The organism is Pseudomonas sp. BJP69 (assembly GCF_007633355.1).
GTDB classification, from domain to species: Bacteria; Pseudomonadota; Gammaproteobacteria; order Pseudomonadales; family Pseudomonadaceae; genus Aquipseudomonas; species Aquipseudomonas juntendi.
Map to the genome: position 1 here is coordinate 509647 of NZ_CP041933.1, position 25978 is coordinate 535624.

A 25978-nucleotide genomic window follows, 5' to 3' on the forward strand; every position below is an offset into this window, starting at 1 on the left:
TCATGGCTGAAGCTGAAAAAACCGTCCGTACGCTGACTGGCCGTGTCGTCAGCGACAAAATGGACAAGACCATCACCGTTCTGATCGAGCGTCGCGTCAAGCACCCGATCTACGGTAAATACGTTAAGCGTTCGACTAAGCTGCACGCGCACGACGAAACCAACCAGTGCAAAATCGGCGACAAGGTTTCCATTACCGAAACCCGTCCGCTGGCCAAGACCAAGTCCTGGGCACTGGTTGAAGTCCTCGAACGCGCTGTTGAAGTCTAAGGGCTAGGGGTCGGAGAAATTTTATGATTCAGACTCAATCCATGCTCGATGTGGCCGATAACAGCGGCGCTCGTCGCGTCATGTGCATCAAGGTGCTCGGCGGCTCGCACCGCCGTTACGCCGGCATCGGTGACATCATCAAAGTAACCGTCAAGGAAGCAATTCCGCGCGGTAAGGTCAAAAAAGGCCAGGTGATGACTGCTGTTGTCGTCCGTACCCGTCACGGTGTACGTCGCGCTGACGGTTCCATCATTCGTTTCGACGGCAACGCTGCTGTTCTGCTGAACACCAAGCAAGAGCCGATCGGCACTCGCATCTTCGGGCCAGTGACCCGTGAACTTCGTACCGAGAAGTTCATGAAGATCGTCTCGCTCGCCCCTGAAGTGCTGTAAGGAGATCCGACATGCAAAAGATTCGTCGTGACGACGAGATCATCGTGATCGCCGGCAAAGACAAAGGTAAGCGCGGTAAGGTGCTGAAGGTTCTGGCTGATGACCGTCTGGTCATCGGTGGCGTGAACCTGGTCAAGCGTCATACCAAGCCTAACCCGATGGCGGGCGTACAGGGCGGTATCGTCGAGAAAGAAGCGCCTCTGCACGCTTCCAACGTTGCCATCTTCAACGGTGAAACCAACAAGGCTGATCGCGTTGGCTTCAAAGTAGAAGACGGTAAAAAAATTCGTGTCTTCAAGTCGACCCAAAAAGCGGTTGATGCTTGAACACTGCTAGGTAGAAGACCATGGCACGACTGAAAGAGATTTACCGGAACGAAATCGCTCCTAAGCTTAAGGAAGAACTTAAGCTGTCGAACGTGATGGAAGTTCCGCGCGTTACCAAGATCACCCTGAACATGGGTCTGGGCGAAGCGATCGGCGACAAGAAAGTCATCGAGCACGCTGTTGCCGACCTGGAAAAGATCACCGGTCAAAAGCCGGTTGTGACTTTCGCTCGCAAGTCCATCGCTGGCTTCAAAGTCCGCGAAGGCTGGCCGATCGGCGTCAAGGTGACCCTGCGTAGCGACAAGATGTACGAATTCCTGGACCGCCTGCTGGCGATCTCCCTGCCTCGGGTCCGCGACTTCCGCGGCCTGAATGCCAAGTCCTTCGATGGTCGTGGCAACTACAGCATGGGCGTGAAAGAGCAGATCATCTTCCCGGAAATCGACTACGACAAGATCGATGCTCTGCGCGGTTTGGACATCACCCTGACCACCACTGCTCGTTCGGACGACGAAGGCCGCGCTCTGCTGCGTGCTTTCAAGTTCCCGTTCCGCAACTGATTGGAGTAGGAAAATGGCCAAGAAGAGCATGAAAAACCGCGAGCTGAAGCGTCAGCTCACGGTAGCCAAGTTCGCTAAGAAGCGTGCTGAACTGAAAGCGACCATCGTCAACGTCAACGCCTCTCCTGAAGAGCGTTTCGCTGCCGTAGTCGCTCTGCAGAAGCAGCCACGCGACGCTAGCGCTTCGCGCCTGCGCAACCGTTGCCGCCTGACCGGTCGTCCTCACGGTGTATACCGTAAGTTCGGCCTGGGCCGTAACATGCTGCGTCAAGCTGCAATGCGCGGTGACGTACCAGGTCTGGTCAAGGCCTCCTGGTAATCGCTGCAGGCAAGATCCCGGCGCAAGGGGAGCAATCTTCCGACCGCCGGTGACCTTGCCATCAAACAAGCCCCTACATGGGGCTTGTTTCGTTTCTACCTTGTGTCTAGAATGACCGGCTCACCTGAGCCTGGGGTTTTCCCCTGCCTGTTCGGGTGGTTGTGATAGCCGCAAGGCTAATAATTCTTGTATCAGGAGCATCTAGCCCATGAGTATGCAGGACCCGTTAGCGGACATGCTAACTCGCATCCGTAATGCCCAGATGGCTGAAAAGTCCGTCGTAAGCATGCCTTCCTCCACCCTGAAGGTCGCGGTTGCCAAAGTTCTGAAAGACGAAGGTTACATCGCTGGCTACCAGGTAACTGGTGAGGCCAAGCCTTCCCTGTCGATCGAACTGAAGTATTTCGAAGGCCGTCCGGTCATCGAAGAACTGAAGCGCTCCAGCCGTCCAGGCCTGCGCCAGTACAAGTCCGTCGCAGAGCTGCCGAAAGTACGTGGCGGTCTGGGCGTGTCTATCGTCTCCACCAACAAAGGTGTGATGACTGATCGCGCTGCGCGCGCTGCCGGTGTCGGCGGCGAAGTTCTGTGCACAGTGTTCTAAGGGGAGATAGGCATGTCTCGCGTCGCTAAGAACCCCGTTAAGCTGCCAGCAGGCGTCGAAGTCAAATTCGCCGGCCAGCAGCTTTCGGTGAAGGGTGCCAAAGGCACTCTCGAACTGAACGTTCACTCGTCTGTTGAAGTTACCGAAGAATCTGGCGAGCTGCGTTTCGTCGCTCGCAACGGTGACCAGCAAGCTCGCGCCATGGCCGGTACCACCCGCGCTCTGGTGAACAACATGGTCCAAGGCGTAAGCCAAGGCTTCGAGCGCAAGCTCCAGCTGGTCGGTGTTGGTTACAAGGCACAGGCTAAAGGCACCGTCCTGAACCTGGCTCTGGGCTTCTCGCACCCAGTGGACTACGAACTGCCAGCCGGTATCACCGCTGAAACCCCAAGCCAGACCGACATCCTGATCAAGGGTATCGACAAGCAGCTGGTGGGTCAGGTGGCCGCTGAAATCCGCGACTTCCGTCCGCCAGAGCCTTACAAAGGTAAAGGTGTGCGTTACGCGGACGAAGTAGTCCGTCGTAAAGAAGCCAAGAAGAAGTAGGGCCTAGTAAATGACCGACAAAAAAGTTATTCGACTGCGTCGCGCTCGCAAAGCACGTCTCAAGATGCACGAACTCGAAGTCGTGCGCCTGTGCGTGTTCCGCTCCTCGCAGCACATCTACGCCCAGGTCATTTCGGCCGACGGCAGCAAGGTTCTGGCAAGCGCCTCGACCTTGGACAAAGAACTGCGTGATGGCGCCACTGGCAACATCGACGCGGCCACTAAGGTTGGCAAGCTGGTAGCTGAGCGTGCGAAAGCCGCCGGTGTATCTCAAGTTGCCTTTGACCGTTCCGGCTTCAAGTACCATGGCCGCGTCAAAGCGCTGGCTGATGCTGCTCGTGAAGGCGGGCTGGAGTTCTAAGTTATGGCAAATAACGATCAAAAGCGCGACGAAGGCTACATCGAGAAGCTGGTTCAAGTTAACCGCGTTGCCAAAACCGTAAAAGGCGGCCGTATCTTCACCTTCACCGCGCTGACCGTGGTAGGTGATGGTAAAGGTCGTGTCGGCTTCGGCCGTGGCAAATCGCGCGAAGTACCAGCCGCGATCCAGAAAGCCATGGAAGCTGCCCGTCGCAACATGATCCAGGTTGACCTGAAGGGCACTACCCTGCAGTACGCCACCAAGGCTGCCCACGGCGCCTCGAAGGTTTACATGCAGCCTGCTTCGGAAGGTACCGGTATCATCGCCGGTGGCGCAATGCGTGCTGTCCTGGAAGTTGCTGGTGTTCAGAACGTTCTGGCCAAGTGCTACGGTTCGACCAACCCAGTGAACGTGGTTTACGCCACCTTCAAGGGTCTGAAAGCCATGCAATCTCCTGAATCCATTGCTGCCAAGCGCGGCAAGAGCGTCGAGGAGATCTTCTGATCATGGCAACCGTAAAAGTAACGCTGATCAAGAGCGTCTCGGGCCGTCTGCCTAACCACAAACTGTGTGTTAAAGGCCTGGGTCTGCGTCGCATCGGTCACACTGTAGAAGTCCAGGATACTCCCGAGAACCGCGGGATGATCAACAAGGCTTACTACATGCTGAAGGTCGAGGGCTAATCGATGAAACTCAATGATCTGAGTCCAGCGCCGGGTTCCCGTCGCGAGAAGCATCGTCCAGGTCGTGGTATCGGTAGCGGTCTGGGTAAGACCGGCGGCCGTGGCCACAAAGGTCAGACTTCCCGTTCGGGTGGTTCGATCGCTCCTGGCTTCGAAGGCGGTCAACAGCCGCTGCACCGTCGTCTGCCGAAGTTCGGCTTCGTTTCCCTGAAAGCCATGGACCGCGCTGAAGTGCGTCTGTCCGAGCTGGCCAAAGTGGAAGGCGACGTGATCTCCGTGCAATCCCTGAAGGATGCCAACGTGATCAACCAGCACATTCAGCGTGTGAAAATCATGCTGTCTGGCGAAGTTACTCGCGCAGTCACCATCAAGGGTATCGCAGCCACCAAGGGTGCGCGTGCGGCTATCGAAGCAGCTGGCGGCAAATTCGAGGAATAAATGGCTAAGCAAGGTGCTCTCTCTTCGCTCGGTAAGGGCGGGATGTCGGAACTCTGGGCTCGTCTGCGCTTTCTGTTCATGGCGATCATCGTCTATCGGATAGGCGCACATATCCCGGTACCTGGCATCAATCCGGACCGTCTGGCGGATCTGTTTCGGCAGAATGAGGGGACCATTCTTAGCTTGTTCAACATGTTTTCCGGTGGCGCGCTCGAGCGCATGAGCATCTTTGCACTGGGGATCATGCCGTACATCTCGGCATCGATCATCATGCAGCTGATGACTGCGGTCAGCCCGCAACTGGAGCAGTTGAAGAAGGAAGGTGAAGCTGGCCGTCGCAAGATCAGCCAGTACACCCGCTACGGCACCGTTATCCTGGCACTGGTTCAAGCCATTGGCATGTCCATTGGCCTGGCCAACCAGGGCGTGGCGTTTTCTGTAGGCCTGGGCTTCCATGTCGTCGCCGTGTCCACTTTCGTGGCGGGCGCGATGTTCATGATGTGGCTGGGCGAGCAGATCACCGAGCGCGGTGTGGGCAACGGTATCTCGATGTTGATCTTCGCGGGTATCGTTGCCGGTCTTCCGAGAGCAATCGGGCAGTCTTTCGAGTCTGCACGCACAGGCGATATCAACATTTTCGCCCTGGTCGCAATCGGTTTGCTGGCAGTAGCGATTATCGGTTTCGTGGTGTTCATTGAGCGTGGTCAGCGTCGTATCGCCGTTCACTACGCCAAGCGTCAGCAGGGCCGCAAGGTCTTCGCTGCGCAGACCAGCCACTTGCCGTTGAAGGTGAACATGGCGGGGGTTATCCCGGCCATTTTCGCGAGCAGCATTTTGCTGTTCCCGGCTTCGCTGGGTGCCTGGTTCGGTCAGTCCGAAGGTATGGGCTGGCTGCAGGACATCTCGCAGTCGATCGCTCCTGGTCAGCCGTTGAACATTCTGCTGTTTAGTGCAGGGATCATTTTCTTCTGCTTCTTCTACACAGCGTTGATGTTCAACCCGAAAGACGTAGCGGAAAACCTGAAGAAGTCCGGTGCCTTTATTCCGGGTATCCGTCCTGGTGAGCAGTCGGCGCGCTACATTGATGGCGTACTGACCCGTTTGACCATGTTCGGTGCTCTTTACATGATGGCCGTCTGCCTTCTGCCCCAGTTCCTGGTGGTGGCAGCAAATGTGCCGTTCTACCTTGGCGGGACCTCGTTGCTGATTGTGGTAGTGGTTGTGATGGACTTCATGTCCCAAGTACAATCGCACCTCGTTTCGCACCAGTACGAATCCCTGATGAAGAAAGCCAACCTGAAAGGCTACGGTGGCAGCGGCCTGCTGCGCTGATACGCCCCTAAGGTTCGAGGAGTCGGTAATGAAAGTTCGTGCATCGGTGAAAAAGCTGTGCCGTAACTGCAAGATCATCCGTCGCGAAGGCGTCGTACGAGTGATCTGCAGCGCGGAACCGCGTCACAAACAGCGCCAAGGCTGAGTGTGATCTGCGCTTCAAACCCAGCAGCTAGTGTGCTGCTGGGTTGATTATTCGTTTCTACAGCGATATTATCTCGCGCCCTATTTCTTGGCTTCCGGGGCGTAGGTAGCTGTCAATTGGAGTCCCACTGAATGGCCCGTATTGCAGGCGTCAACATTCCAGATAACAAGCATACTGTTATCTCGCTGACCTACATCTATGGTGTCGGTCGCACAACTGCACAGAAGATCTGTGTAGACGCTGGTGTAAACCCAGCCGCAAAGATCAAGGATCTGAGCGACGAGCAAATCGAAACCCTGCGTGGCGAAGTCGCGAAGTTCACCACTGAAGGTGACCTGCGTCGTGACGTCAACATGAAGATCAAGCGCTTGATGGACCTGGGTTGCTACCGCGGCCTGCGTCATCGTAAAGGTCTGCCGGTTCGCGGTCAGCGCACCAAGACCAACGCACGCACCCGTAAGGGCCCGCGTAAGCCGATCCGCAAGTAATCGCCCAGGAATATAGACATGGCAAAACCTGCTGCTCGTCCTCGTAAAAAAGTTAAAAAGACAGTGGTTGATGGTATCGCCCACATCCATGCATCTTTCAACAACACCATCGTGACCATCACCGACCGTCAGGGCAATGCTTTGTCCTGGGCGACCTCCGGTGGTTCGGGTTTCCGTGGTTCGCGCAAATCCACCCCGTTCGCAGCTCAGATTGCTGCTGAGCGTGCTGGTCAAGCTGCGCTGGAATACGGTCTGAAAAACCTCGACGTAAACGTCAAGGGTCCAGGTCCAGGTCGTGAGTCCGCCGTTCGTGCATTGAACAGCTGCGGCTACAAGATCGCCAGCATCACCGACGTGACGCCTATCCCGCACAACGGGTGCCGTCCGCCGAAGAAGCGTCGCGTGTAATCAGGAGACAGAAGAATGGCACGTTACATTGGTCCAAAATGCAAACTGTCTCGTCGTGAAGGCACTGACCTGTTCCTGAAGAGCGGCGTTCGCGCTCTGGAATCGAAGTGCAACATCGAAGCAGCCCCAGGTATCCACGGCCAGCGCCGTGGCCGTCAGTCCGACTACGGCACCCAGCTGCGTGAGAAACAAAAAGTTCGTCGTATCTACGGTGTTCTGGAGCGTCAGTTCCGCGGTTACTACCAAGCTGCTGCCTCGAAAAAAGGCGCAACCGGTGAGAACCTGCTGCAACTGCTCGAGTGCCGTCTGGATAACGTCGTTTACCGTATGGGCTTCGGCTCGACTCGTTCCGAGTCCCGTCAGCTGGTTTCGCACAAAGCGATCAGCGTCAACGGTAAGACTGTAAACATTCCATCCTACCAAGTTCGTCCGGGTGACGTGGTCGCGGTTCGCGAGAAGTCGCTGAGCCAGCTGCGCATTGTTCAAGCCCTTGAACTCTGCGCCCAGCGTGGCCGCGTTGAGTGGGTTGACGTGGATGCTGCCAAAAAGTCGGGCGTTTTCAAGAACGTTCCTGCTCGCAGCGACCTGTCTGCCGACATCAACGAGAACCTGATTGTCGAGCTCTACTCCAAGTAAGGGCTAGAAAATAGGTGCATCCATGCAGATTTCGGTAAATGAGTTCCTGACTCCCCGCCATATTGATGTGCAGGTAGTCAGTCCGACCCGCGCCAAGATTACGCTCGAGCCTCTCGAGCGTGGTTTCGGCCATACCCTGGGCAACGCGCTGCGCCGCATCCTGTTGTCCTCCATGCCTGGCTGTGCAGTAGTCGAGGCCGAGATCGATGGCGTACTCCATGAGTACTCCGCGATCGAAGGTGTTCAGGAAGACGTCATTGAAATCCTGTTGAACCTGAAAGGCCTGGCTATCAAACTGCACGGTCGTGACGAAGTTACGCTGACCTTGTCGAAAAAGGGTTCGGGGGTGGTTACCGCTGCCGATATTCAGCTGGATCACGATGTCGAGATCGTCAACCCCGATCACGTAATCGCGAACCTGGCGTCGAACGGCGCCCTGAACATGAAGCTCACTGTAGCTCGTGGTCGTGGTTACGAGCCGGCCGACTCCCGTCAAACCGACGAAGACGAAAGCCGTAGCATTGGCCGTCTACAGTTGGACGCTTCGTTCAGCCCGGTGCGTCGTATCGCCTATGTGGTCGAGAACGCCCGTGTTGAACAGCGTACCAACCTGGACAAACTGGTCATTGATCTGGAAACCAACGGCACCCTGGACCCTGAAGAGGCTATCCGCCGCGCTGCGACCATCCTGCAACAGCAGCTGGCCGCGTTCGTCGACCTCAAAGGTGACAGCGAGCCTGTCGTAGTCGAGCAGGAAGACGAGATCGATCCGATCCTGCTGCGTCCGGTTGACGACCTGGAACTGACTGTACGTTCGGCCAACTGCCTGAAGGCGGAGAACATCTACTACATCGGCGACCTGATTCAGCGTACCGAAGTAGAGCTGTTGAAAACTCCTAACCTCGGCAAGAAGTCCCTGACTGAAATCAAGGACGTCCTGGCCTCTCGTGGTCTGTCTCTCGGCATGCGCCTCGACAACTGGCCGCCTGCAAGTCTTAAGAAAGACGACAAGGCGACCGCCTGATCGTCGTAATCACCGAACGTAGTGTTTGGTAAGGAATGAATCATGCGTCATCGTAAAAGTGGACGTCACCTGAGCCGTACCAGCTCTCACCGCAAGGCTATGTTCCAGAACATGGCAGTGTCGTTGATCGAGCACGAGCTGATCAAAACCACCCTGCCGAAAGCCAAGGAACTGCGCCGCGTTGCCGAGCCGCTGATCACCCTGGCCAAGGAAGACAGCGTTGCTAACCGTCGTCTGGCCTTCGACCGTACCCGTTCGAAGTCCGCTGTTGGCAAACTGTTCAACGACCTGGGCAAGCGCTACGCCACCCGTCAGGGCGGCTACCTGCGCATCCTGAAGTGCGGTTTCCGCGCTGGCGACAACGCGCCTATGGCGTACGTCGAGCTGGTTGATCGTCCTGTCGGCGGTGCTGTAGAAGCTGCTGAGTAAGACGTTCTGTCTGCTACAAAGAACCGGGCCTAGTGCCCGGTTTTTTGTATCTGCAGCTATTGTTTATTTCTATTGATACAAGTCAGCCAATGAATTTGCTCTAGCAGCCTGGCTCATCGATACTCTCGCCATAGCCGATCAGCCGGCGTTCGAAGACCGATAAGGAGAGCCCATGAGCAAGACTCTTACCACCGCCAGCGGTGCACCAGTAGCCGACAACCAGAACTCCCGCTCCGCCGGCCCACGTGGCCCATTGTTGCTCGACGACTTCCACCTCATCGAGAAACTCGCCCATTTCAATCGCGAGAACATTCCGGAGCGCCGCGTACACGCCAAGGGTTCGGGTGCGTACGGCACCTTCACCGTCACCCGCGATATAACGGCCTACACCAGCGCCAAGCTTTTCGGCGAAATCGGCAAGCAAACCGAAACCTTCCTGCGTTTTTCCACCGTCGGTGGCGAGCGTGGTTCAGCCGATACCGAGCGTGACCCGCGTGGCTTCGCTGTAAAGTTTTATACCGAAGAAGGCAACTGGGACATTGTGGGCAACAACACCCCCGTGTTCTTCATTCGCGACCCGTTGAAGTTCCCGGACTTTATCCACACCCAGAAGCGCCACCCACAGACCAACCTCAAGAATGCCCAGATGATGTGGGACTTCTGGTCGCATTCGCCTGAAGCGCTGCATCAGGTCACCATTCTGTTCTCGGATAGAGGCATCCCTGATGGCTATCGCCATATGCACGGCTTTGGCAGCCACACCTACAGCCTGATCAACCAGAAAGGCGAGCGCACCTGGGTGAAGTGGCACTTCAAGACCCAGCAAGGCATCAAGAACCTCGCCCCCGCAGAAGCGGCACGCCTGGCCGGTACCGATCCGGACTATGCGCAGCGCGACTTGTTTGCAGCCATCGAGCGTGGTGACTACCCGCGTTGGACCGTGTGCATGCAGGTCATGAGCGAAGCGGAGGCGGCGAGCCGTAAGGAAAACCCGTTCGACGTCACCAAAACCTGGTCGCAGAAGGACTACCCGCTGATCGAGGTGGGGGTGCTGGAGCTTAACCGGAACCCGCTCAACTATTTCGCTGAAGTCGAGCAAGCAGCGTTTGGGCCTAGCAACATGGTGCCTGGCGTTGGTCTGTCACCCGACCGCATGCTGCAGGGCCGCGTATTCGCCTACGCTGACGCCCACCGCTACCGTGTCGGTACCAACCACCAGCAACTGCCGGTGAATGCACCGCGCTGCGCTGTGAACAGCTACCAGCGCGACGGCTCCATGGCGACCGGCAGTTATGGTGCGGCGCCGAATTACGAGCCTAATAGCTACGCCGACGCACCCAAGCAGTCACCGCGTCACGCTGAACCGGCACTGGCGCTCACCGGTGCAGCGGACCGCCATGATCACCGTGAGGACAACGACTACTACAGCCACGCCGGCGCGCTGTTCCGCTTGATGAGCAACGAGCAGAAGGCGCTGCTGATCAGCAACATCGCCGGGGCCATGGCAGGGGTCAGTGACGATGTCATCCAGCGCCAGTTGCAGTATTTCTTCATGGCTGACCCGGCCTATGGCGAAGGTATCGCCAAGGCGTTGGGCGTGAATCTCGCTTAACTCGAAGTGATAAGAAGAACCGCCCTCATTTGGGCGGTTTTTCAATGAATATCACTACTGTTTAGCCGATTTTTTGCCCGGATTGCCCCTTTTTCAGTGACCTTCGGCAAAAGCTGGTTCACACTATGCGGCATAGAAGCTTCCACATGGAGAAACAGGGCGATGCAAGGCCATCCGGACGTAATCAACTACCTCGTCACGCTGCTGAAGGGCGAACTGGCGGCACGCGACCAGTACTTCATTCATTCGCGCATGTACGAAGACTGGGGCCTGTCCAAACTCTACGAGCGTATCAACCACGAGATGGAAGAAGAGGCGCAACACGCTGATGCGCTGATGCGTCGTATCCTCATGCTGGAAGGTACACCTGACATGCGCGCAGACGATCTGGAAGTCGGCAGCACCGTGCCGGAAATGATCGAAGCCGACCTCAAGCTTGAATACAAAGTGCGCGCTGCGTTGTGCAAAGGCATCGAGTTGTGCGAATTGCACAAGGACTATGTCAGCCGCGACATTCTGCGTGCGCAGTTGGCCGACACTGAAGAAGATCATACCTACTGGCTGGAAAAGCAGCAGGGTCTGATCAAGGCCATTGGCCTGGAGAACTACCTGCAATCGCAGATGTAATAGCCGGGGGCTGCTTTGCAGCCCATCGCGACACAAGGCCGCTCCTACAGGCGATCGCGCCACCCAAAGGTTGATGCGATCGCCTGTAGGAGCGGCCTTGTGTCGCGATGGGGCGCAAAGCGCCCCCAAATGCCTTAGGCCCGATCCCGCTCCAGCAGCGGTTTCAAGTAATGCCCGGTATACGACTGTTTCATCTCGCTCAGTTCTTCCGGCGTACCGCAGGCAATGATCTGCCCACCCTTGGAGCCACCCTCTGGCCCCAGGTCCACCAGCCAGTCGGCCGTCTTGATCACATCCAGGTTGTGCTCGATCACCACCACGGTGTTGCCGTGGTCGCGCAGGCGGTGCAGCACATCCAGCAACTGCTGAATATCGGCAAAGTGCAGGCCAGTGGTCGGCTCGTCGAGGATATACAGGGTCTTGCCGGTGTCACGCTTGGACAGCTCGCGGGACAGCTTGACCCGTTGCGCCTCGCCGCCGGACAGGGTGGTCGCCGACTGCCCCAGCTTGATGTAGGACAAACCCACGTCCATCAGTGTTTGCAGCTTGCGCGCCAACGCCGGCACCGCATCGAAGAACTCGCGGGCATCCTCGATGGTCATCTCCAGCACCTCGTGGATGTTCTTGCCCTTGTACTTGATCTCCAGGGTCTCGCGGTTGTAGCGCTTGCTCTTGCACACGTCGCAGGGTACGTAGATGTCCGGCAGGAAGTGCATTTCCACCTTGATCAAGCCATCGCCCTGGCAGGCCTCGCAGCGGCCGCCCTTGACGTTGAACGAGAAGCGCCCAGGGCCATAACCGCGGGAGCGCGACTCGGGCACGCCGGAGAACAGCTCACGGATCGGAGTAAAAATGCCGGTGTAGGTAGCCGGGTTCGAGCGCGGGGTACGGCCAATCGGGCTCTGGTCGATATCCACGACCTTGTCCAGGTGCTGCAGGCCGTCCATGCTGCTGTGGGGCGCCGCCTCAATGCTGCTTGCGCCATTCAGGGCGGTCGCTGCCAGCGGGTACAGGGTGTTGTTGATCAGCGTCGACTTGCCCGAGCCAGATACCCCGGTCACGCACGTCAACAAGCCAATCGGCACCTCGAGGTCAACATTCTGCAGGTTGTTGCCGCGTGCCCCCTTCAGCTTGAGTTGCAGCTTCTTGTTGCGCGGCGTGCGCTTGGCGGGCACGACGATCTTCTTGCGCCCCGACAGGTATTTGCCCGTCAGCGAGTCAGGATGGTCCATGACCTCTTGCGGCGAACCCTCGGCGACGATCTGCCCGCCATGTACGCCCGCACCTGGGCCGATGTCCACTACGTAGTCCGCCAGGCGGATGGCGTCTTCATCATGCTCCACCACAATGACCGTGTTACCCAGGTCGCGCAGGTGATTAAGCGTCGCCAGCAGGCGGTCGTTGTCGCGTTGATGAAGGCCGATCGACGGTTCGTCGAGAATGTACATCACCCCCACCAGGCCTGCGCCGATCTGGCTGGCCAGGCGGATACGCTGGGCCTCGCCCCCCGACAAGGTGTCGGCACTGCGGTCCAGGGTGAGGTAGTCGAGGCCGACGTTGACCAGGAACTGCAGGCGTTCGCAGATTTCCTTGAGGATTTTCGAGGCAATTTCGCCGCGGCGGCCGGTCAGGGTCAGTTCGGCAAAATAGCTGCTGGCATCGCCAATGGGCAGGTTGGTGACCGCCGGCAGGGTTTTCTCGCCAACCCACACGTGGCGCGCTTCGCGACGCAGGCGGGTGCCGCGGCAGTCCGGGCAGGGCTGGGTGCCGAGGAACTTGGCCAGTTCTTCACGCACGGTGGCCGATTCGGTCTCGCGGTAGCGGCGCTCCAGGTTCGGCACAATGCCTTCGAACGGGTGCGAGCGCTTGACGATATCGCCGCGGTCGTTGAGGTACTTGAAGTCGACACTGTGCTTGCCGCTGCCTTGCAGGATCACCTTCTGGTGCTCGGCAGACAGCTCGCCAAACGGCTCTTCCAGGCTGAAGCCATAGTGCGCCGCCAGTGAGCCGAGCATCTGGAAGTAGTACACGTTGCGGCGGTCCCAGCCGCGGATGGCACCCTCGGCCAAGGTAAGCTCGGCATTGACCAGGCGCTTGGTGTCGAAGAACTGCTTCACACCCAGGCCGTCGCAAGTCGGGCAGGCACCCGCCGGGTTGTTGAAGGAAAACAGCTTGGGCTCCAGCTCGCTGATCGCGTGGCCGCACACCGGGCAGGCGAAACGGGCGGAGAAGATCGTCTCTTCGCCTTGCTCGTCGTCCATCGGTGCCACCAGGGCAATCCCGTCGGCCAGTTTCAGCGCAGTTTCGAACGATTCGGCCAGGCGCTGCTGCAGGTCGGCGCGCACCTTGAAGCGGTCTACTACCACATCGATGCTGTGCTTCTTCTGCTTGTCCAGCTTGGGCAACTCATCAAGCTCATAGAGCTTGCCGTTGACCCGGGCGCGCACGAAACCCTGCGCGCGCATTTCATCGAACACTGCCAGGTGCTCGCCCTTGCGCTCGCGCACCACCGGCGCCAGAAGCATCAGCTTGCTGCCTTCGGGGCGCTCCAGCACCAGGTCGACCATCTGGCTGACGGTTTGCGCCTCCAGCGGAATGTCGTGGTCCGGGCAGCGTGGGGTACCGACGCGGGCGTACAGCAGGCGCAAGTAGTCGTAGATCTCGGTGATGGTGCCGACCGTCGAGCGCGGGTTATGCGACGTCGACTTCTGTTCGATGGAGATTGCCGGGGACAGACCTTCGATCGTGTCGACGTCGGGCTTTTCCATCATCGACAGGAATTGCCGGGCGTAGGCCGACAACGATTCCACGTAGCGGCGCTGGCCTTCGGCGTACAGGGTATCGAACGCCAGCGAAGACTTGCCGGAACCGGACAGGCCGGTGATCACGATCAGCTTGTCCCGGGGCAAGGTCAGGTCGATGTTCTTCAGGTTGTGGGTACGTGCCCCACGAATCAGGATCTTGTCCACTGCGGCCTCGCTTGGCGGGCATAAACAAAGAATTATACGGCCCCCTGCCAGTACGCGGCAAAGCGTCGCGTAGATGCCGTCAAGCTGTCGGACTGATAGAATCGCCGCCGGTTCACACGAGGTTACGCCATGCATGACACCCACAACGAGCGCATGAGCAGCAGCGAAACCCGCGCTGCTGGTGGCCTGGCCCTGGTCTTTGCCTTTCGTATGCTGGGCATGTTCATGGTCTTGCCGGTACTGGCCACCTACGGCATGGACCTGGCCGGTGCCACACCTGCGCTGATTGGCCTGGCCATCGGGGCCTATGGCCTGACCCAGGCGGTATTGCAGATTCCGTTCGGGATGATTTCCGACCGCATCGGGCGGCGTCCGATCATCTACCTGGGGTTGGTGATCTTTGCCCTGGGCAGTGTCCTGGCGGCCCAGGCCGACTCTATCTGGGGGGTGATCGCGGGGCGCATCCTGCAAGGTGCCGGGGCAATTTCGGCTGCCGTCATGGCGCTGCTCTCGGACCTGACCCGTGAACAACACCGGACCAAGGCCATGGCCATGATCGGCATGAGCATCGGCCTGTCGTTTGCCGTGGCCATGGTCGTCGGGCCACTGCTGACAAGTGCCTTTGGTTTGTCAGGATTGTTCCTTGCCACTGCCGGGCTTGCCCTGGTCGGCATCCTGCTGATCGCCTTCGTCGTGCCCAGTACCCACAGCCTTCTGCAGCACCGCGAGTCGGGTGTGGCGCGCAAGGCACTCGGCCCGACCCTGCGTCATCCGGACCTTTTGCGCCTGGACGTGAGCATCTTCGTGCTGCATGCCGTCCTCATGGCCAGCTTCGTCGCGCTGCCCCTGGCCTTCGTCGAGCGTGGCGGGCTGCCAAAAGAGCAGCACTGGTGGGTCTACCTGACCGCACTGTTCATCTCATTTTTTGCAATTGTGCCGTTCATCATCTACGGCGAAAAAAAGCGCAAGATGAAGCGTGTGTTGGCCGGTGCAGTCAGTGTCCTGCTGCTGACAGAGATATACTTCTGGGAGTGGGCTGACGGTTTGCGCGGACTGGTGATTGGCACCGTGGTATTCTTTACCGCATTCAACCTGCTGGAGGCCTCGCTGCCTTCGCTGGTGAGCAAGGTGTCGCCTGCCGGTGGCAAGGGCACGGCAATGGGGGTTTATTCCACCAGCCAGTTCCTTGGTGCGGCACTGGGTGGAATTCTGGGTGGCTGGCTGTTCCAGCACGGTGGGTTGGACACGGTATTCCTGGGCTGCGCGGTGTTGTGTGCAATCTGGCTGATCGTCGCGTTGTCCATGAACGAGCCGCCGTATGTGACCAGCTTGCGCATGCCGCTGACGCCAGAGGCAGCCCGGGAAGCCGGCCTGACCGAGCGACTGATGGCCGTGCCGGGTGTGACCGACGCTGTGGTGGTTGCTGAAGAAGCGGCCATCTATATCAAACTGGATACGAAAATTTTGGACCGTGCGACCCTCGAGCGACTGGTGAATCCAGCCTCTTCGGCGTGCGAAGCCTAGGAGAACGTTATGGCCCGTGGGGTTAACAAAGTCATTCTGGTCGGCACTTGTGGCCAGGATCCCGAAGTCCGCTACCTGCCCAACGGTAATGCCGTGACCAACCTGAGCCTGGCTACCAGCGAGCAGTGGACCGACAAGCAGTCGGGCCAGAAGGTCGAGCGTACCGAGTGGCACCGTGTGTCGCTGTTCGGCAAGGTTGCCGAAATTGCCGGCGAGTACCTGCGTAAAGGTTCGCAGTGCTACATCGAAGGCAAGCTGCAGACCCGCGAGTGGGAAAAAGACGGCATCAAGCGTTACACCACCGAGATCATCGTCGACATCAACGGCACCATGCAGCTGCTCGGCGGGCGCCCGCAGGGCCAGCAGCAAGGCGGTGATCCGTACAACCAGGGTGGCGGCAACTACAACCAGGGTGGTGGTCAACAGCAGTACAACCAGGCCCCGCCGCGCCAGCAGGCCCAGCGCCCGCAACAGGCCCCTCAGCGCCCGGCGCCACAGCAGCCAGCGCCTCAGCCGGCTGCAGACTTCGATAGCTTCGATGACGATATTCCGTTCTGATCAGAACATCAGGCGGCTAGCGAAACCAGAAACCCAGGGCCTTGGCCCTGGGTTTTTTTATGAATGCGGCAGGCCAGCGCAGTCACCTCAGAGGGTGCTTTCACCACCCAGTTCTTCAAGCGCCACCCGGGTGAACTGCGCATCCAGCTCCGGCGTTGCGCCGCTGATGCCGATGCCGCCGATGTGCAGGCCGTTCTTATCCATGATTGGCAGGCCTCCCTCCAGCAAGGTGAGCCCCGGCAACGATGCATAGGGTTTAGCCGGGTGTGCAGGGCTGTGTTCGCCAGAGGTGGGCGAGGCCAAGGGGAATCGGGCAGACGTCTCAGCCTTGAGTTGCGCCAGCTTGATACTGGCTTTGTCTGCGCCGTCCATACGGTGCAAATACTTGGGCTTACCGTGGTTGTCGATGATGCTGATGACGACTGAGCGAAGTTATGTAGTCCATTTCCGAAAGTGATGAGCCCCATAACCCGGCATAGTGCTCTCTACCTGACACATGTCATCGCACCTTCTCGATTCTTGACTAGTCTTATCCATTGGCGAGCAGAATTTGGCCCGCCACCGTGACTACCAAGAGGCGCCGGCAATGTTTCGTGCGTCCAAACCTGATCAGGAGTGCACGATGGACCTGAACCGTCGGCAATTCTTCAAGGTCGCCGCTATCGGCCTTGGAGGCTCGAGCCTGGCGGCGTTGGGCATGGCCCCCACGCCAGCCTTTGCCGAGCAGGTGCGCCACTTCAAGCTGGCGCACACCAAAGAGACCCGAAATACCTGCCCGTACTGTTCGGTCGGCTGCGGCCTGATCCTGTACAGCCAGGGCGATGCGGGCAAGAACGTCAAACAGAACATCATTCATATCGAAGGTGACGCCGACCACCCGGTCAACCGGGGCACCCTCTGTCCGAAAGGTGCCGGCCTGTTGGACTTTATCCACAGCCCGAGCCGCCTGCAGTACCCAGAGGTGCGCAAGCCTGGCAGCCAGGAATGGGTACGGGTCAGCTGGGACGAGGCCCTGGACCGCGTTGCCGACCTGATGAAGCAGGACCGTGACGCCAACTTCATCGAGAAGAACGCCCAGGGGCAAACCGTCAACCGCTGGCTCACCACCGGTTTTCTCGCTGCCTCCGCCGCCTCCAGCGAGGCGGGCTACCTGACCCACAAGGTCATCCGCGCAACAGGCATGCTGGGGTTCGATAACCAAGCACGTGTCTGACATGGCCCGACGGTGGCAAGTCTTGCCCCGACGTACGGCCGTGGCGCCATGACCAACCACTGGTCAGATATCGCCAACGCGAATCTGGTCCTGGTGATGGGTGGCAACGCAGCAGAAGCGCATCCGTGCGGCTTCAAATGGGTGACCGAGGCCAAAGCGCACAACAAGGCGCGGCTTATCGTGGTCGACCCGCGATTTACCCGAACGGCTTCGGTGGCCGACTACTACGCGCCAATCCGTACCGGTACCGACATCGCCTTCATGGGTGGGCTGATCAACTACCTGCTGAGCAACGACAAGATCCAGCACGAATACGTGCGCAATTACACCGACGTGTCGTTCATCGTCAAAGAGAACTATGGCTTCGAAGACGGGCTGTTCAGCGGCTACGACGAGGCCAAGCGCGTGTACGCCGACAAGTCCGGCTGGGGTTATGAACTGGGTGAGGATGGCTACGCCAAGGTCGACCCGACACTGCAGCACCCGCGCTGCGTGTTCCAGCTGATGAAGCAGCACTACAGCCGCTATACCCCGGCGTTGGCGAGCATGACCTGTGGCATGCCGCAGGACGCCATGATGAAAGTCTGGGAAGAGATCGCCAGCTGCTCGGTACCGGGCAAGACCATGACGATTCTTTACGCCCTGGGTTGGACGCAACACTCGATCGGTGCGCAAATCATCCGCAGTGCCGCCATGGTGCAGTTGCTGCTGGGTAACGTGGGTATGCCCGGTGGTGGGGTCAACGCATTGCGCGGCCACTCCAACATCCAGGGCCTCACCGACCTTGGCCTGCTGTCCAATTCGCTGCCGGGCTACCTGACGCTGGCCGGCGATGCCGAACAGGATTACGCAGCCTATATCGACAAGCGCGCCTCCAAACCGCTGCGCCCGGGGCAGCTGTCTTACTGGCAGAACTACGGCAAGTTCCATGTCAGCCTGATGAAGGCCTGGTACGGTGCCAACGCCACGGCTGAAAACAACTGGGGCTATGACTGGCTGCCCAAGCTCGATGTGCCGGCTTACGATGTGCTGCGCATGTTCGAGATGATGGGCCAGGGCAAGGTCAACGGCTACATGTGCCAAGGCTTCAACCCCATCGCCGCGCTGCCGGACAAGAACCGCGTCACCGCGGCTTTGGCCAAGCTCAAGTGGCTGGTGGTCATGGACCCGCTCGCCACCGAAACCTCGGAGTTCTGGCGCAACATGGGGCCGTTCAACGACGTGGACACGGCCAATATCCAGACCGAAGTGATCCGCCTGCCCACCACCTGCTTCGCTGAGGAAGATGGCTCGCTGGTCAACAGCAGCCGCTGGCTGCAGTGGCACTGGAAAGGTGCCGACGGGCCGGGCGAAACCCGCACCGACGTGCAGATCATGAGCGAGCTGTTCCTGCGCCTGCGTCAGCGTTACCAGACCGAGGGCGGTACCTACCCTGATGCGATCATGAACATCAGCTGGCCGTACAAGATTGCTGATGAGCCATCCCCCGAGGAATTGGCCAAGGAAATGAACGGCTGGGCGGTCACCGACCTTACCGATGCTGCCGGTGCAGCCCTCAAGGCTGGCCAGCAATTGTCGGGCTTCGGTCAACTCAAGGACGATGGCAGCACGGCATCGGGGTGTTGGATCTTTGCCGGCTGCTGGACCGAGCAGGGCAACCAGATGGCTCGCCGCGACAACAGCGACCCGTACGGCATGCACCAGGTGCAGAACTGGGCCTGGGCTTGGCCGGCCAACCGCCGCATCCTCTACAACCGTGCCTCCAGCGACCCGCAAGGCCAGCCTTGGGATCCGGAAAAGAAACGCCTGGTGTGGTGGAACGGCAAGACCTGGACCGGGACCGACGTGCCCGACTTCAAGGTCGACTCGCCACCCGAGGCGGGGATGAACCCGTTCATCATGAACCCCGAGGGCGTGGCGCGGTTCTTCGCCATCGACAAGATGGCCGAAGGCCCGTTCCCCGAGCACTACGAGCCGTTCGAAACACCGATTGGCATCAACCCGCTGCACCCGCAGAACAAGAAGGCGATCAGCAACCCGGCCGGGCGCATCTTCGACTCGGTATGGGACACCCTCGGCAAGCCCGATGAATTCCCGTACGCGGCGACCACCTACCGGCTGACCGAGCACTTCCACTTCTGGAGCAAGCATTGCCGGCTCAACGCCATCGCCCAGCCCGAGCAGTTCGTCGAGATCGGCGAGGTGCTGGCCAATGAAAAAGGCATCAAGGCTGGCGACCGGGTGCGGGTGTCGAGCAAGCGTGGCCATATCGACGCGGTGGCGGTCGTGACCAAGCGGATTCGCCCGCTGCAGGTCAACAACCAGACCGTGCACCAGATCGGCATTCCGCTGCACTGGGGCTTCACCGGCGCAACCCGGCATGGCTACCTGACCAACACCCTGGTGCCATTCCTGGGTGACGGCAACACGCAGACGCCAGAGTCCAAGTCGTTCCTCGTCAAAGTGGAGAAACTCTGATGGCCAGCCAAGACATCATCGCCCGCTCGGCCACCACCACCGTGCCGCCCTCGGTACGCCAGCAGCAGGAAGTCGCCAAGCTGATCGACACCACCAAGTGCATCGGCTGCAAGGCTTGCCAGGTGGCGTGTTCGGAGTGGAACGAACTGCGTGACGAGGTCGGCCACAACCACGGCACCTACGACAATCCCCAGGACCTCACTGCCGAGACCTGGACGCTGATGCGCTTTACCGAGCACGAGCGCGACGACGGCAACCTGGAATGGCTGATCCGCAAGGACGGCTGCATGCATTGTGCCGAGCCAGGCTGCCTCAAGGCGTGCCCAAGCCCAGGGGCGATCATCAAGCATGCCAACGGTATCGTCGACTTCAACCAGGACCACTGTATTGGCTGTGGCTATTGCATCACCGGCTGCCCGTTCAACATTCCGCGCATCTCGCAGAAAGACCACAAGGCGTACAAGTGCACCCTGTGCTCCGACCGCGTGACCGTGGGCCTGGAGCCGGCCTGTGTGAAAACCTGCCCGACCGGGGCAATTGTGTTCGGCACCAAGGACGAGATGAAGGTGCATGCCGCCGAACGCATCGTCGACCTGAAATCGCGTGGCTACGACAACGCCGGGTTGTATGACCCGGATGGCGTCGGCGGTACCCACGTGATGTACGTGTTGCACCATGCCGATACCCCCAAGCTGTATGCCGGCCTGCCGGACCAGCCGGTGATCAGCCCGCTGGTAGGGTTGTGGAAGGGCTTTACCAAGCCCCTGGCGTTGTTGGCGATGGGCGCAGCGGTGCTGGCCGGGTTCTTCCACTATGTGCGGGTCGGGCCACAGCGGGTGGAGGAGGACGAACACCCGGCCGCGGCCGACCCGAGCGTGCAGACAGTGGACCCTGCAGTGCATGTCTATGATCCGAGCAAGCCCGGTGGGCAAGGGGAGCAGCGGCCATGAACGACAACAAACCCATCTTGCGCTACAACGCCAACGAGCGCAGCAACCACTGGCTGGTGGCGATCCTGTTCTTTCTCGCCGGGCTGTCGGGGTTGGCGCTGTTTCACCCGGCACTGTTCTGGCTCAGCAACCTGTTTGGCGGTGGGCCGTGGACGCGCATCCTGCACCCGTTTCTGGGGGTGGCGATGTTCGTGTTCTTCGTTGGCCTGGTGGTGCGCTTCTGGCGGGCCAACTTCATCACCGCGAATGATCGCCTCTGGCTGCGGCGGGTTGACCGGGTAATGCGTAACCAGGAGGAGGGCGTACCGCCAATCGGCAAGTACAACGCCGGGCAGAAGCTGCTGTTCTGGACTCTGCTGGTGTGCATGCTGGTCTTGCTGGTCAGTGGTGTGGTGATCTGGCGAGCGTATTTCAGCCACTGGTTCGGCATCGAGGTAATTCGCCTGTCGGCGTTGCTGCATGCACTGGCGGCCTTCGTGCTGATCCTCAGCATTATCGTGCACATCTACGCCGGTATCTGGATCAAAGGCTCGATTGGCGCCATGCTGCACGGCTGGGTAAGCCGCGCCTGGGCACGCAAGCACCATGAACTGTGGTACCGCGAAGTGACTGGCGACAAGCCGCCGAGTCATCACGGACGAAAAGAAGGATGAGCGCTTGAGCACGATACTCGAACCTGGGCAGATCGAAGCGTCGGCGGTGATGCCGCCGTTTCTGCACCTGCCGCCGGCCAACCTGTTTGAAGTGCGGGCTGCGCGTTTGGACACGCTGGCCCAGGGCAATGCCCTGGGCGACTACCTGAGGCTGGTTGCGCGGTTGTGCCGTGTGCAGCAGCAGCTTGTGGATAACCCCCCTGGCGCCCTGCCGGTGGCTGAGGCGCGCCAGCGCCTGTGCATAAGCCATGGTTTGCCGCCGCTGGCGGCAGACAGCCTGGTACGTGACGGGGCTTGGCTGGTCTGGCTGCAGGCCTTGCTCGGTCACTTTGGCGACGAACCCCAGGGTCCGTTGGCGGAGGCCTTGCAGGTGCTGCGTGGCAGTGATGACAATCAGCGCAAAGGCTGGGGGTTCGCGTTGCTGGCAGGGCAGTATGACGCGGTGCCGCCCGCACTGGTGCCATTGCTCGGGGCTGCGTTGCAGGCGGCCTGGTCCAGCTGGCTGCTGGCATTGCCGGCGCCTGAACTCAAACCCGCTGGCAGCCTGGCCCAGTGCCCGGCCTGCGGCTCGCCGGCGATGGCCGGGGTGGTACGCAACCGTGGCAAGCACAACGGCCTGCGCTATCTGGTGTGCGCGTTGTGCGCCTGTGAATGGCATGTGGTGCGGGTCAAGTGCGTGTACTGCGAGTCGAGCAAGGACTTGCGCTATACCAGCCTTGAGAATGACCGCCATCTACCCGGCAAGGCGCCCCTGCGGGCCGAGTGCTGCCCGGGGTGTGAAAGCTACCTCAAGCAGAACTACCTCGAAAACGACGCAGCGGCCGAGCCCTTGGCCGACGACCTGGCCAGCCTTGCGCTGGACATGCGCCTGGACGAGGAAGGTTTTCATCGCCTGGCGCCCAACCTGATGCTTGCGCCCGGTTAGTGGGTGAGTGTCTACACTGAAAAACCGAGTCGCCTGCTTCGCGGATGAACCGGTTCCCACAAGACTTGGTACAGGATCAGACACCTGCGCAGGCTTTTGTGGGGGCGGGCTCACCCGCGAACAGGCCAGTACCGACGACGGATCAATCCTAGGTAGTACCGCATGTCCAACAGCCTCGCCAGCGACACCCCACGCTTGCCGTCCATCGACACCCTCCTGCGCCATCCGGCCTGCCTCCCACTGATCGACCGCCACGGCCGCGATGCGGTCTTGAGCACCCTGCGCCAATTGCTGGACGACCTGCGGGAGCCCGCGCGCAGCGGCCAGCTCAGTGCCGCCGAACTGTCTCTCGAGATCCTTCTGGGCCGCGCCGGCGAACGTCTGGCCGCCCAGCAACGCAGCCAGGTACGCCGAGTGTTCAACCTCACCGGCACCGTGCTGCATACCAACCTCGGCCGTGCCCTGCTGCCGGAAGAAGCCATCGAGGCGATGCAGACCGCCGCCCGCTACCCGCTCAACCTGGAGTTCGACCTGGCCAGCGGCAAGCGTGGTGACCGCGACGACCTGATCGAGGGCCTTATCCGCGAGCTGACCGGCGCCGAGGCGGTTACCGTGGTCAACAACAATGCCGCGGCGGTACTGCTGGCGCTCAACAGCCTGGGGGCGCGCAAGGAGGGCATTATCTCGCGCGGCGAACTGATCGAGATCGGTGGCGCCTTCCGCATCCCGGACATCATGGCCCGCGCCGGGGTGAAGCTGCACGAGATCGGCACCACCAACCGCACCCATGCCCGCGACTACGAGGCTGCCATTGGTCCGCGAACCGGGTTACTGATGCGCGTGCACTGCAGCAACTACAGCATTCAAGGTTTCACCACCCAGGTGCCGACCGCCGAGCTGGCGCGAATCGCCCACCAGCATGACCTGCCACTGCTCGAAGACCTCGGCAGCGGTAGTTTGCTCGATCTCACCCGCTGGGGCCTGCCGGCCGAGCCCACGGTGCGCCAGGCCCTGGCTGATGGCGCCGATCTGGTGACCTTCAGTGGCGACAAGCTGCTGGGCGGCCCGCAGGCCGGGATCATCGTCGGGCGCAAGGCATTGATCGCCAGGATCAAGAAAAACCCGCTCAAGCGTGCGCTGCGGGTCGACAAGATCACCCTGGCCGCACTCGAAGCGGTGCTGGCGCTGTACCGCAACCCGGATCGGTTGGCCGAGCGCCTGCCCAGTTTGCGCTTGTTGACCCGTGGCCAGGCCGATATCCAGGCCCAGGCCGAACGCCTGCTACCAGACCTCCAGGCCCGCCTTGGTGCGCAATGGGTCGTCAGCGTAGAACCTGCGCTGGGCATGATAGGCAGTGGCAGCCAGCCGGTTGCGCGCCTGCCCAGTGCCGCGCTGTGCCTGCGCCCGCAGGTGTCGAAGAAGTTGCGCGGGCGCAGCCTGCATGTGCTGGAGCGAGCCCTGCGGGGCCTGCCGGTGCCGGTGCTTGGTCGTATCGACGACGACGCGCTATGGCTGGACCTGCGCCAGCTGGACGACGAAGCCCAATGGCTGGCGCAATTGCCGGCGTTGCAGTTGGGGCCGGTGCAGTGATCGTTGGTACCGCCGGCCACATCGACCATGGCAAGACCGCACTGCTGAAGGCACTGACCGGCCAGGCCGGTGACCTGCGCCAGGAAGAGCGTGAGCGGGGCATGACCATCGACCTGGGTTACCGCTACGCGGTGCTGGCCGAAGGTGCACCGCTGACGGGCTTCATCGATGTGCCGGGCCACGAGCGGTTTATCCACAACATGCTGGCCGGGGCCCATGGCATAGACGTGGTGCTGCTGGTGGTGGCGGCAGACGATGGCGTCATGCCGCAGACACGTGAGCACCTGGCAATCATCGAGCTGTTGGGTATCCCCCAGGCACTGGTGGCGATCAGCAAGTGCGACCGCGTCGAGCCGGCGCGCCTGGCCCAGGTGCAGGCGCAGGTCAGTGAGCTGCTGGCGCCAGGGCCCTATGCCGGGGCGCGGCAGTTCCCGGTGTCGAGCCTTGGCGGGGAGGGCATCGACGCGTTGCGCCAAGCCTTGCTGAAGGCGCAAACCGCTGTGCGGCAACGCAGTGCGCAAGGCGGTTTTCGCCTGGCTATCGACCGCGCCTTCGCCGTTACCGGTGCGGGGGTGGTGGTGACTGGCACTGCGCTGGCCGGCCGGGTGAGTGCCGGCGATACCCTGGTCCTGGGCAAGGCCGGCAAGGCGGTGCGGGTGCGGGGCCTGCATGCACAAAACCAGGCCGCGCAGGTAGCGCAGGCCGGCCAGCGAGTAGCGCTCAATATCGCAGCCGAACGCCTTAGCGCGGAGCAAGTTCACCGTGGCGACTGGCTGCTGCCGCAGTGGCTGCACGCGCCTAGTGTTCGGGTGGATATCGAGTTGAACCTGCTGCCGGGCGAGCTGCGGGCGTTCGAGCACTTCAGTGCCGTGCATGTGCACCTCGGCACCCAGGACGTGACGGCCCGTGTCGCGTTGCTGGAAGGTGAAACCCTGGCCGCCGGCCAGCGCATGTTTGCCCAGTTACTGCTCAATGCGCCGTTGCAGGCCGTGCATGGCGACCGCCTGGTACTGCGTGACCAGCGTGCTCAGCGCACCTTGGGCGGCGGCAGGGTACTCGATCCGTTTGCCCCCAGCCGCCAGCGCCGCAGCCACGAGCGTCTACGCCAGCTGCAGGTGCTGCGGGATGCCCAGGGCCTGGAGCAGGCGCTGCCGGCACTGCTGGCCAGTGCCCCCGGTGGTATCGACCCACAGCGCCTGGAGCGGCAGTTCAATCGCCTGCGCGAAACCTGGCAGCTACCGGCGAACGTGTTGGTGGTGGCCACGCGACAGGGCCAGCTGCTGTTCGCCAGCGCCCAGTGGCAGGCGCTGAAACGGCAGGTGCTGGCGCAACTTGCCCGCTTCCACGAGCAAGAACCGGATCAGCTGGGCCCCGACCGTGACCGCCTGCGACGCTTTACAGCATTGCCGTTGGAGCGGCCTGCGTTTGTCAGCCTGCTTGAGGAACTGCTAGAGGAAGGGGTGATTGCCGCCAGTGGGCCCTGGCTGCATTTGCCGGATCACAAGGTCCAGTTGAGTGAAGCCGACGAGGCACTGTGGGCGCGCCTGCAGCCCAGGTTGCTGGCGGGGCAGTTCGATCCGCCCTGGGTCAGGACATTGGCGGCAGAAGAGAACTGCCTTGAAGCCGACGTTCGTTTGTTGTTGCGCAAGCTGGCGCGTTTGGGCGTGGTGCACCAGGTGGTGCGCGACCTGTTCTACCCCGCAGCGACGCTACAGTGCATGGCAGAGCTGCTGCTGGGGCAGGCGGCTGGCACTTCAGTAGTGCAGGTTGCTGCATTTCGCGATATGTTGGGCATCGGTCGCAAGCGCAGTGTGCAGATTCTGGAATACTTCGACCGCATCGGCCTGACCCGCAGGGTGGCCGAGCAGCGTCACATTCGCGCTGACAGCGCCCTGGCCCAGCAGTACGCCAGGCACTGAGTT

30 protein-coding genes are annotated in these 25978 nt (G+C 60.5%); 28 read left to right on the plus strand and 2 right to left on the minus strand.

The genetic code is table 11. The annotated features are described in order from the left end of the window. Window positions 1-2 precede the first annotated feature (2 nt). The 20 genes from rpsQ to bfr all read left to right on the plus strand — a co-directional run bounded on the left by rpsQ (window position 3) and on the right by bfr (window position 11196). Window positions 3-269 (plus strand): 30S ribosomal protein S17, encoded by a 267-nt coding sequence (gene rpsQ / locus FPB55_RS02365; protein ID WP_023534981.1) that lies wholly within the window; start codon window positions 3-5, stop codon window positions 267-269. Between the two features lie 23 nt (window positions 270-292). Further along, complete coding sequence (gene rplN, locus FPB55_RS02370; RefSeq protein ID WP_008089810.1) at window positions 293-661, plus strand: 50S ribosomal protein L14; 369 nt, start codon at window positions 293-295, stop codon at window positions 659-661. A gap of 11 nt (window positions 662-672) precedes the next feature. Then, entirely contained in the window at window positions 673-987 is a 315-nt protein-coding gene (rplX, locus tag FPB55_RS02375) for a 50S ribosomal protein L24 (protein ID WP_003255476.1), read from the plus strand. A gap of 20 nt (window positions 988-1007) precedes the next feature. Next, window positions 1008-1547, plus strand: a complete 540-nt coding sequence (gene rplE, locus FPB55_RS02380; protein WP_003255474.1) for a 50S ribosomal protein L5 — start codon at window positions 1008-1010, stop codon at window positions 1545-1547. Window positions 1548-1560: 13 nt separating this feature from the next. Next, window positions 1561-1866 carry a 30S ribosomal protein S14 gene (gene rpsN / locus FPB55_RS02385; RefSeq protein ID WP_009681970.1) on the plus strand — a complete coding sequence of 102 codons (306 nt, stop codon included), beginning with the start codon at window positions 1561-1563 and terminating at the stop codon, window positions 1864-1866. Between the two features lie 208 nt (window positions 1867-2074). Then, window positions 2075-2467 carry a 30S ribosomal protein S8 gene (gene rpsH / locus FPB55_RS02390; RefSeq protein WP_009681971.1) on the plus strand — a complete coding sequence of 131 codons (393 nt, stop codon included), beginning with the start codon at window positions 2075-2077 and terminating at the stop codon, window positions 2465-2467. Between the two features lie 12 nt (window positions 2468-2479). After that, entirely contained in the window at window positions 2480-3013 is a 534-nt protein-coding gene (gene rplF / locus FPB55_RS02395) for a 50S ribosomal protein L6 (RefSeq protein ID WP_009681972.1), read from the plus strand. Window positions 3014-3023: 10 nt separating this feature from the next. Further along, window positions 3024-3374: a 50S ribosomal protein L18 gene (gene rplR / locus FPB55_RS02400; RefSeq protein ID WP_009681973.1), complete on the plus strand. Its 351-nt coding sequence runs from the start codon at window positions 3024-3026 to the stop codon at window positions 3372-3374. Between the two features lie 3 nt (window positions 3375-3377). Continuing rightward, window positions 3378-3878, plus strand: a complete 501-nt coding sequence (gene rpsE, locus FPB55_RS02405; protein ID WP_003255465.1) for a 30S ribosomal protein S5 — start codon at window positions 3378-3380, stop codon at window positions 3876-3878. 2 nt (window positions 3879-3880) lie between these two features. Then, entirely contained in the window at window positions 3881-4057 is a 177-nt protein-coding gene (rpmD, locus tag FPB55_RS02410; RefSeq protein ID WP_003255463.1) for a 50S ribosomal protein L30, read from the plus strand. A gap of 3 nt (window positions 4058-4060) precedes the next feature. Continuing rightward, window positions 4061-4495 carry a 50S ribosomal protein L15 gene (rplO, locus tag FPB55_RS02415; protein WP_003255461.1) on the plus strand — a complete coding sequence of 145 codons (435 nt, stop codon included), beginning with the start codon at window positions 4061-4063 and terminating at the stop codon, window positions 4493-4495. After that, window positions 4496-5827, plus strand: a complete 1332-nt coding sequence (secY, locus tag FPB55_RS02420; RefSeq protein ID WP_003257108.1) for a preprotein translocase subunit SecY — start codon at window positions 4496-4498, stop codon at window positions 5825-5827. It abuts the gene before it with no gap. Window positions 5828-5855: 28 nt separating this feature from the next. Continuing rightward, the gene (rpmJ, locus tag FPB55_RS02425; RefSeq protein WP_002555468.1) at window positions 5856-5972 is read left to right on the plus strand and encodes a 50S ribosomal protein L36; all 117 of its coding nucleotides are present in this window, start codon (window positions 5856-5858) and stop codon (window positions 5970-5972) included. A gap of 131 nt (window positions 5973-6103) precedes the next feature. Then, a complete protein-coding gene (gene rpsM, locus FPB55_RS02430; protein ID WP_009681976.1) occupies window positions 6104-6460 on the plus strand; it encodes a 30S ribosomal protein S13 in 357 nt (118 codons plus the stop codon). Between the two features lie 18 nt (window positions 6461-6478). Continuing rightward, window positions 6479-6868, plus strand: a complete 390-nt coding sequence (rpsK, locus tag FPB55_RS02435; protein WP_003255454.1) for a 30S ribosomal protein S11 — start codon at window positions 6479-6481, stop codon at window positions 6866-6868. 15 nt (window positions 6869-6883) lie between these two features. Further along, a complete protein-coding gene (gene rpsD / locus FPB55_RS02440; RefSeq protein WP_009681977.1) occupies window positions 6884-7504 on the plus strand; it encodes a 30S ribosomal protein S4 in 621 nt (206 codons plus the stop codon). Between the two features lie 22 nt (window positions 7505-7526). Then, a complete protein-coding gene (rpoA, locus tag FPB55_RS02445) occupies window positions 7527-8528 on the plus strand; it encodes a DNA-directed RNA polymerase subunit alpha (protein ID WP_003255452.1) in 1002 nt (333 codons plus the stop codon). A gap of 42 nt (window positions 8529-8570) precedes the next feature. Beyond that, window positions 8571-8957 (plus strand): 50S ribosomal protein L17, encoded by a 387-nt coding sequence (rplQ, locus tag FPB55_RS02450; protein WP_003255451.1) that lies wholly within the window; start codon window positions 8571-8573, stop codon window positions 8955-8957. 172 nt (window positions 8958-9129) lie between these two features. Continuing rightward, window positions 9130-10569 (plus strand): catalase, encoded by a 1440-nt coding sequence (locus FPB55_RS02455; protein WP_054904980.1) that lies wholly within the window; start codon window positions 9130-9132, stop codon window positions 10567-10569. A gap of 162 nt (window positions 10570-10731) precedes the next feature. After that, a complete protein-coding gene (bfr, locus tag FPB55_RS02460) occupies window positions 10732-11196 on the plus strand; it encodes a bacterioferritin (protein ID WP_009681979.1) in 465 nt (154 codons plus the stop codon). Window positions 11197-11330: 134 nt separating this feature from the next. Here bfr and uvrA read toward each other — a convergent pair whose 3' ends face one another. Then, window positions 11331-14165, minus strand: a complete 2835-nt coding sequence (uvrA, locus tag FPB55_RS02465; RefSeq protein WP_029885054.1) for an excinuclease ABC subunit UvrA — start codon at window positions 14163-14165, stop codon at window positions 11331-11333. Between the two features lie 129 nt (window positions 14166-14294). Here uvrA and FPB55_RS02470 point away from each other — a divergent pair, with 129 nt between their 5' ends. Together FPB55_RS02470 and FPB55_RS02475 are read left to right on the plus strand one after the other, a co-directional pair. Beyond that, window positions 14295-15689, plus strand: coding sequence for an MFS transporter (locus FPB55_RS02470; protein WP_144187459.1), 1395 nt, complete (start codon window positions 14295-14297; stop codon window positions 15687-15689). 9 nt (window positions 15690-15698) lie between these two features. Next, window positions 15699-16247: a single-stranded DNA-binding protein gene (locus tag FPB55_RS02475; RefSeq protein WP_009681967.1), complete on the plus strand. Its 549-nt coding sequence runs from the start codon at window positions 15699-15701 to the stop codon at window positions 16245-16247. An 87-nt stretch (window positions 16248-16334) separates the two neighbouring features. Here the strand turns inward: FPB55_RS02475 and FPB55_RS02480 are convergent, their stop codons facing one another. Then, window positions 16335-16664 carry a heme-binding protein gene (locus FPB55_RS02480; RefSeq protein WP_144187462.1) on the minus strand — a complete coding sequence of 110 codons (330 nt, stop codon included), beginning with the start codon at window positions 16662-16664 and terminating at the stop codon, window positions 16335-16337. A 205-nt stretch (window positions 16665-16869) separates the two neighbouring features. Between FPB55_RS02480 and fdnG the strand changes: the two genes are divergently transcribed. The 6 genes from fdnG (at window position 16870) to selB (ending at window position 25975) form a co-directional block, all read left to right on the plus strand. Beyond that, entirely contained in the window at window positions 16870-19938 is a 3069-nt protein-coding gene (fdnG, locus tag FPB55_RS02485; protein ID WP_144187464.1) for a formate dehydrogenase-N subunit alpha, read from the plus strand. Further along, entirely contained in the window at window positions 19938-20888 is a 951-nt protein-coding gene (gene fdxH / locus FPB55_RS02490) for a formate dehydrogenase subunit beta (RefSeq protein ID WP_009685687.1), read from the plus strand. Before fdnG ends, fdxH begins: the two co-directional genes overlap by 1 nt. Further along, complete coding sequence (locus tag FPB55_RS02495; RefSeq protein WP_009685688.1) at window positions 20885-21541, plus strand: formate dehydrogenase subunit gamma; 657 nt, start codon at window positions 20885-20887, stop codon at window positions 21539-21541. Before fdxH ends, FPB55_RS02495 begins: the two co-directional genes overlap by 4 nt. A 4-nt stretch (window positions 21542-21545) precedes the next feature. Further along, entirely contained in the window at window positions 21546-22466 is a 921-nt protein-coding gene (fdhE, locus tag FPB55_RS02500; RefSeq protein ID WP_009685689.1) for a formate dehydrogenase accessory protein FdhE, read from the plus strand. A gap of 162 nt (window positions 22467-22628) precedes the next feature. Then, the gene (gene selA, locus FPB55_RS02505) at window positions 22629-24056 is read left to right on the plus strand and encodes an L-seryl-tRNA(Sec) selenium transferase (RefSeq protein ID WP_144187466.1); all 1428 of its coding nucleotides are present in this window, start codon (window positions 22629-22631) and stop codon (window positions 24054-24056) included. Continuing rightward, window positions 24053-25975 carry a selenocysteine-specific translation elongation factor gene (gene selB / locus FPB55_RS02510; protein ID WP_144189584.1) on the plus strand — a complete coding sequence of 641 codons (1923 nt, stop codon included), beginning with the start codon at window positions 24053-24055 and terminating at the stop codon, window positions 25973-25975. The genes selA and selB overlap by 4 nt, the downstream gene beginning before the upstream one ends. Window positions 25976-25978: the final 3 nt, after the last annotated feature.

Excerpts from the sequence above, each read along its gene's own strand:
- rpsQ (WP_023534981.1), top strand. The coding sequence starts at position 3 with ATGGCTGAAGCTGAAAAAACCGTCCGTACGCTGACTGGCCGTGTCGTC.
- rpsK (WP_003255454.1), top strand. The coding sequence starts at position 6,479 with ATGGCAAAACCTGCTGCTCGTCCTCGTAAAAAAGTTAAAAAGACAGTG.
- FPB55_RS02455 (WP_054904980.1), top strand. The coding sequence starts at position 9,130 with ATGAGCAAGACTCTTACCACCGCCAGCGGTGCACCAGTAGCCGACAAC.
- FPB55_RS02495 (WP_009685688.1), top strand. The coding sequence starts at position 20,885 with ATGAACGACAACAAACCCATCTTGCGCTACAACGCCAACGAGCGCAGC.
- FPB55_RS02470 (WP_144187459.1), top strand. The coding sequence starts at position 14,295 with ATGCATGACACCCACAACGAGCGCATGAGCAGCAGCGAAACCCGCGCT.
- rplF (WP_009681972.1), top strand. The coding sequence starts at position 2,480 with ATGTCTCGCGTCGCTAAGAACCCCGTTAAGCTGCCAGCAGGCGTCGAA.
- rpsE (WP_003255465.1), top strand. The coding sequence starts at position 3,378 with ATGGCAAATAACGATCAAAAGCGCGACGAAGGCTACATCGAGAAGCTG.
- rplO (WP_003255461.1), top strand. The coding sequence starts at position 4,061 with ATGAAACTCAATGATCTGAGTCCAGCGCCGGGTTCCCGTCGCGAGAAG.
- rplQ (WP_003255451.1), top strand. The coding sequence starts at position 8,571 with ATGCGTCATCGTAAAAGTGGACGTCACCTGAGCCGTACCAGCTCTCAC.
- selA (WP_144187466.1), top strand. The coding sequence starts at position 22,629 with ATGTCCAACAGCCTCGCCAGCGACACCCCACGCTTGCCGTCCATCGAC.
- rplX (WP_003255476.1), top strand. The coding sequence starts at position 673 with ATGCAAAAGATTCGTCGTGACGACGAGATCATCGTGATCGCCGGCAAA.
- FPB55_RS02475 (WP_009681967.1), top strand. The coding sequence starts at position 15,699 with ATGGCCCGTGGGGTTAACAAAGTCATTCTGGTCGGCACTTGTGGCCAG.
- rpsH (WP_009681971.1), top strand. The coding sequence starts at position 2,075 with ATGAGTATGCAGGACCCGTTAGCGGACATGCTAACTCGCATCCGTAAT.
- rplR (WP_009681973.1), top strand. The coding sequence starts at position 3,024 with ATGACCGACAAAAAAGTTATTCGACTGCGTCGCGCTCGCAAAGCACGT.
- secY (WP_003257108.1), top strand. The coding sequence starts at position 4,496 with ATGGCTAAGCAAGGTGCTCTCTCTTCGCTCGGTAAGGGCGGGATGTCG.
- rplN (WP_008089810.1), top strand. The coding sequence starts at position 293 with ATGATTCAGACTCAATCCATGCTCGATGTGGCCGATAACAGCGGCGCT.
- rpsD (WP_009681977.1), top strand. The coding sequence starts at position 6,884 with ATGGCACGTTACATTGGTCCAAAATGCAAACTGTCTCGTCGTGAAGGC.
- rpsN (WP_009681970.1), top strand. The coding sequence starts at position 1,561 with ATGGCCAAGAAGAGCATGAAAAACCGCGAGCTGAAGCGTCAGCTCACG.
- rpsM (WP_009681976.1), top strand. The coding sequence starts at position 6,104 with ATGGCCCGTATTGCAGGCGTCAACATTCCAGATAACAAGCATACTGTT.
- rpmD (WP_003255463.1), top strand. The coding sequence starts at position 3,881 with ATGGCAACCGTAAAAGTAACGCTGATCAAGAGCGTCTCGGGCCGTCTG.
- rpmJ (WP_002555468.1), top strand. The coding sequence starts at position 5,856 with ATGAAAGTTCGTGCATCGGTGAAAAAGCTGTGCCGTAACTGCAAGATC.
- fdxH (WP_009685687.1), top strand. The coding sequence starts at position 19,938 with ATGGCCAGCCAAGACATCATCGCCCGCTCGGCCACCACCACCGTGCCG.
- bfr (WP_009681979.1), top strand. The coding sequence starts at position 10,732 with ATGCAAGGCCATCCGGACGTAATCAACTACCTCGTCACGCTGCTGAAG.
- rplE (WP_003255474.1), top strand. The coding sequence starts at position 1,008 with ATGGCACGACTGAAAGAGATTTACCGGAACGAAATCGCTCCTAAGCTT.
- rpoA (WP_003255452.1), top strand. The coding sequence starts at position 7,527 with ATGCAGATTTCGGTAAATGAGTTCCTGACTCCCCGCCATATTGATGTG.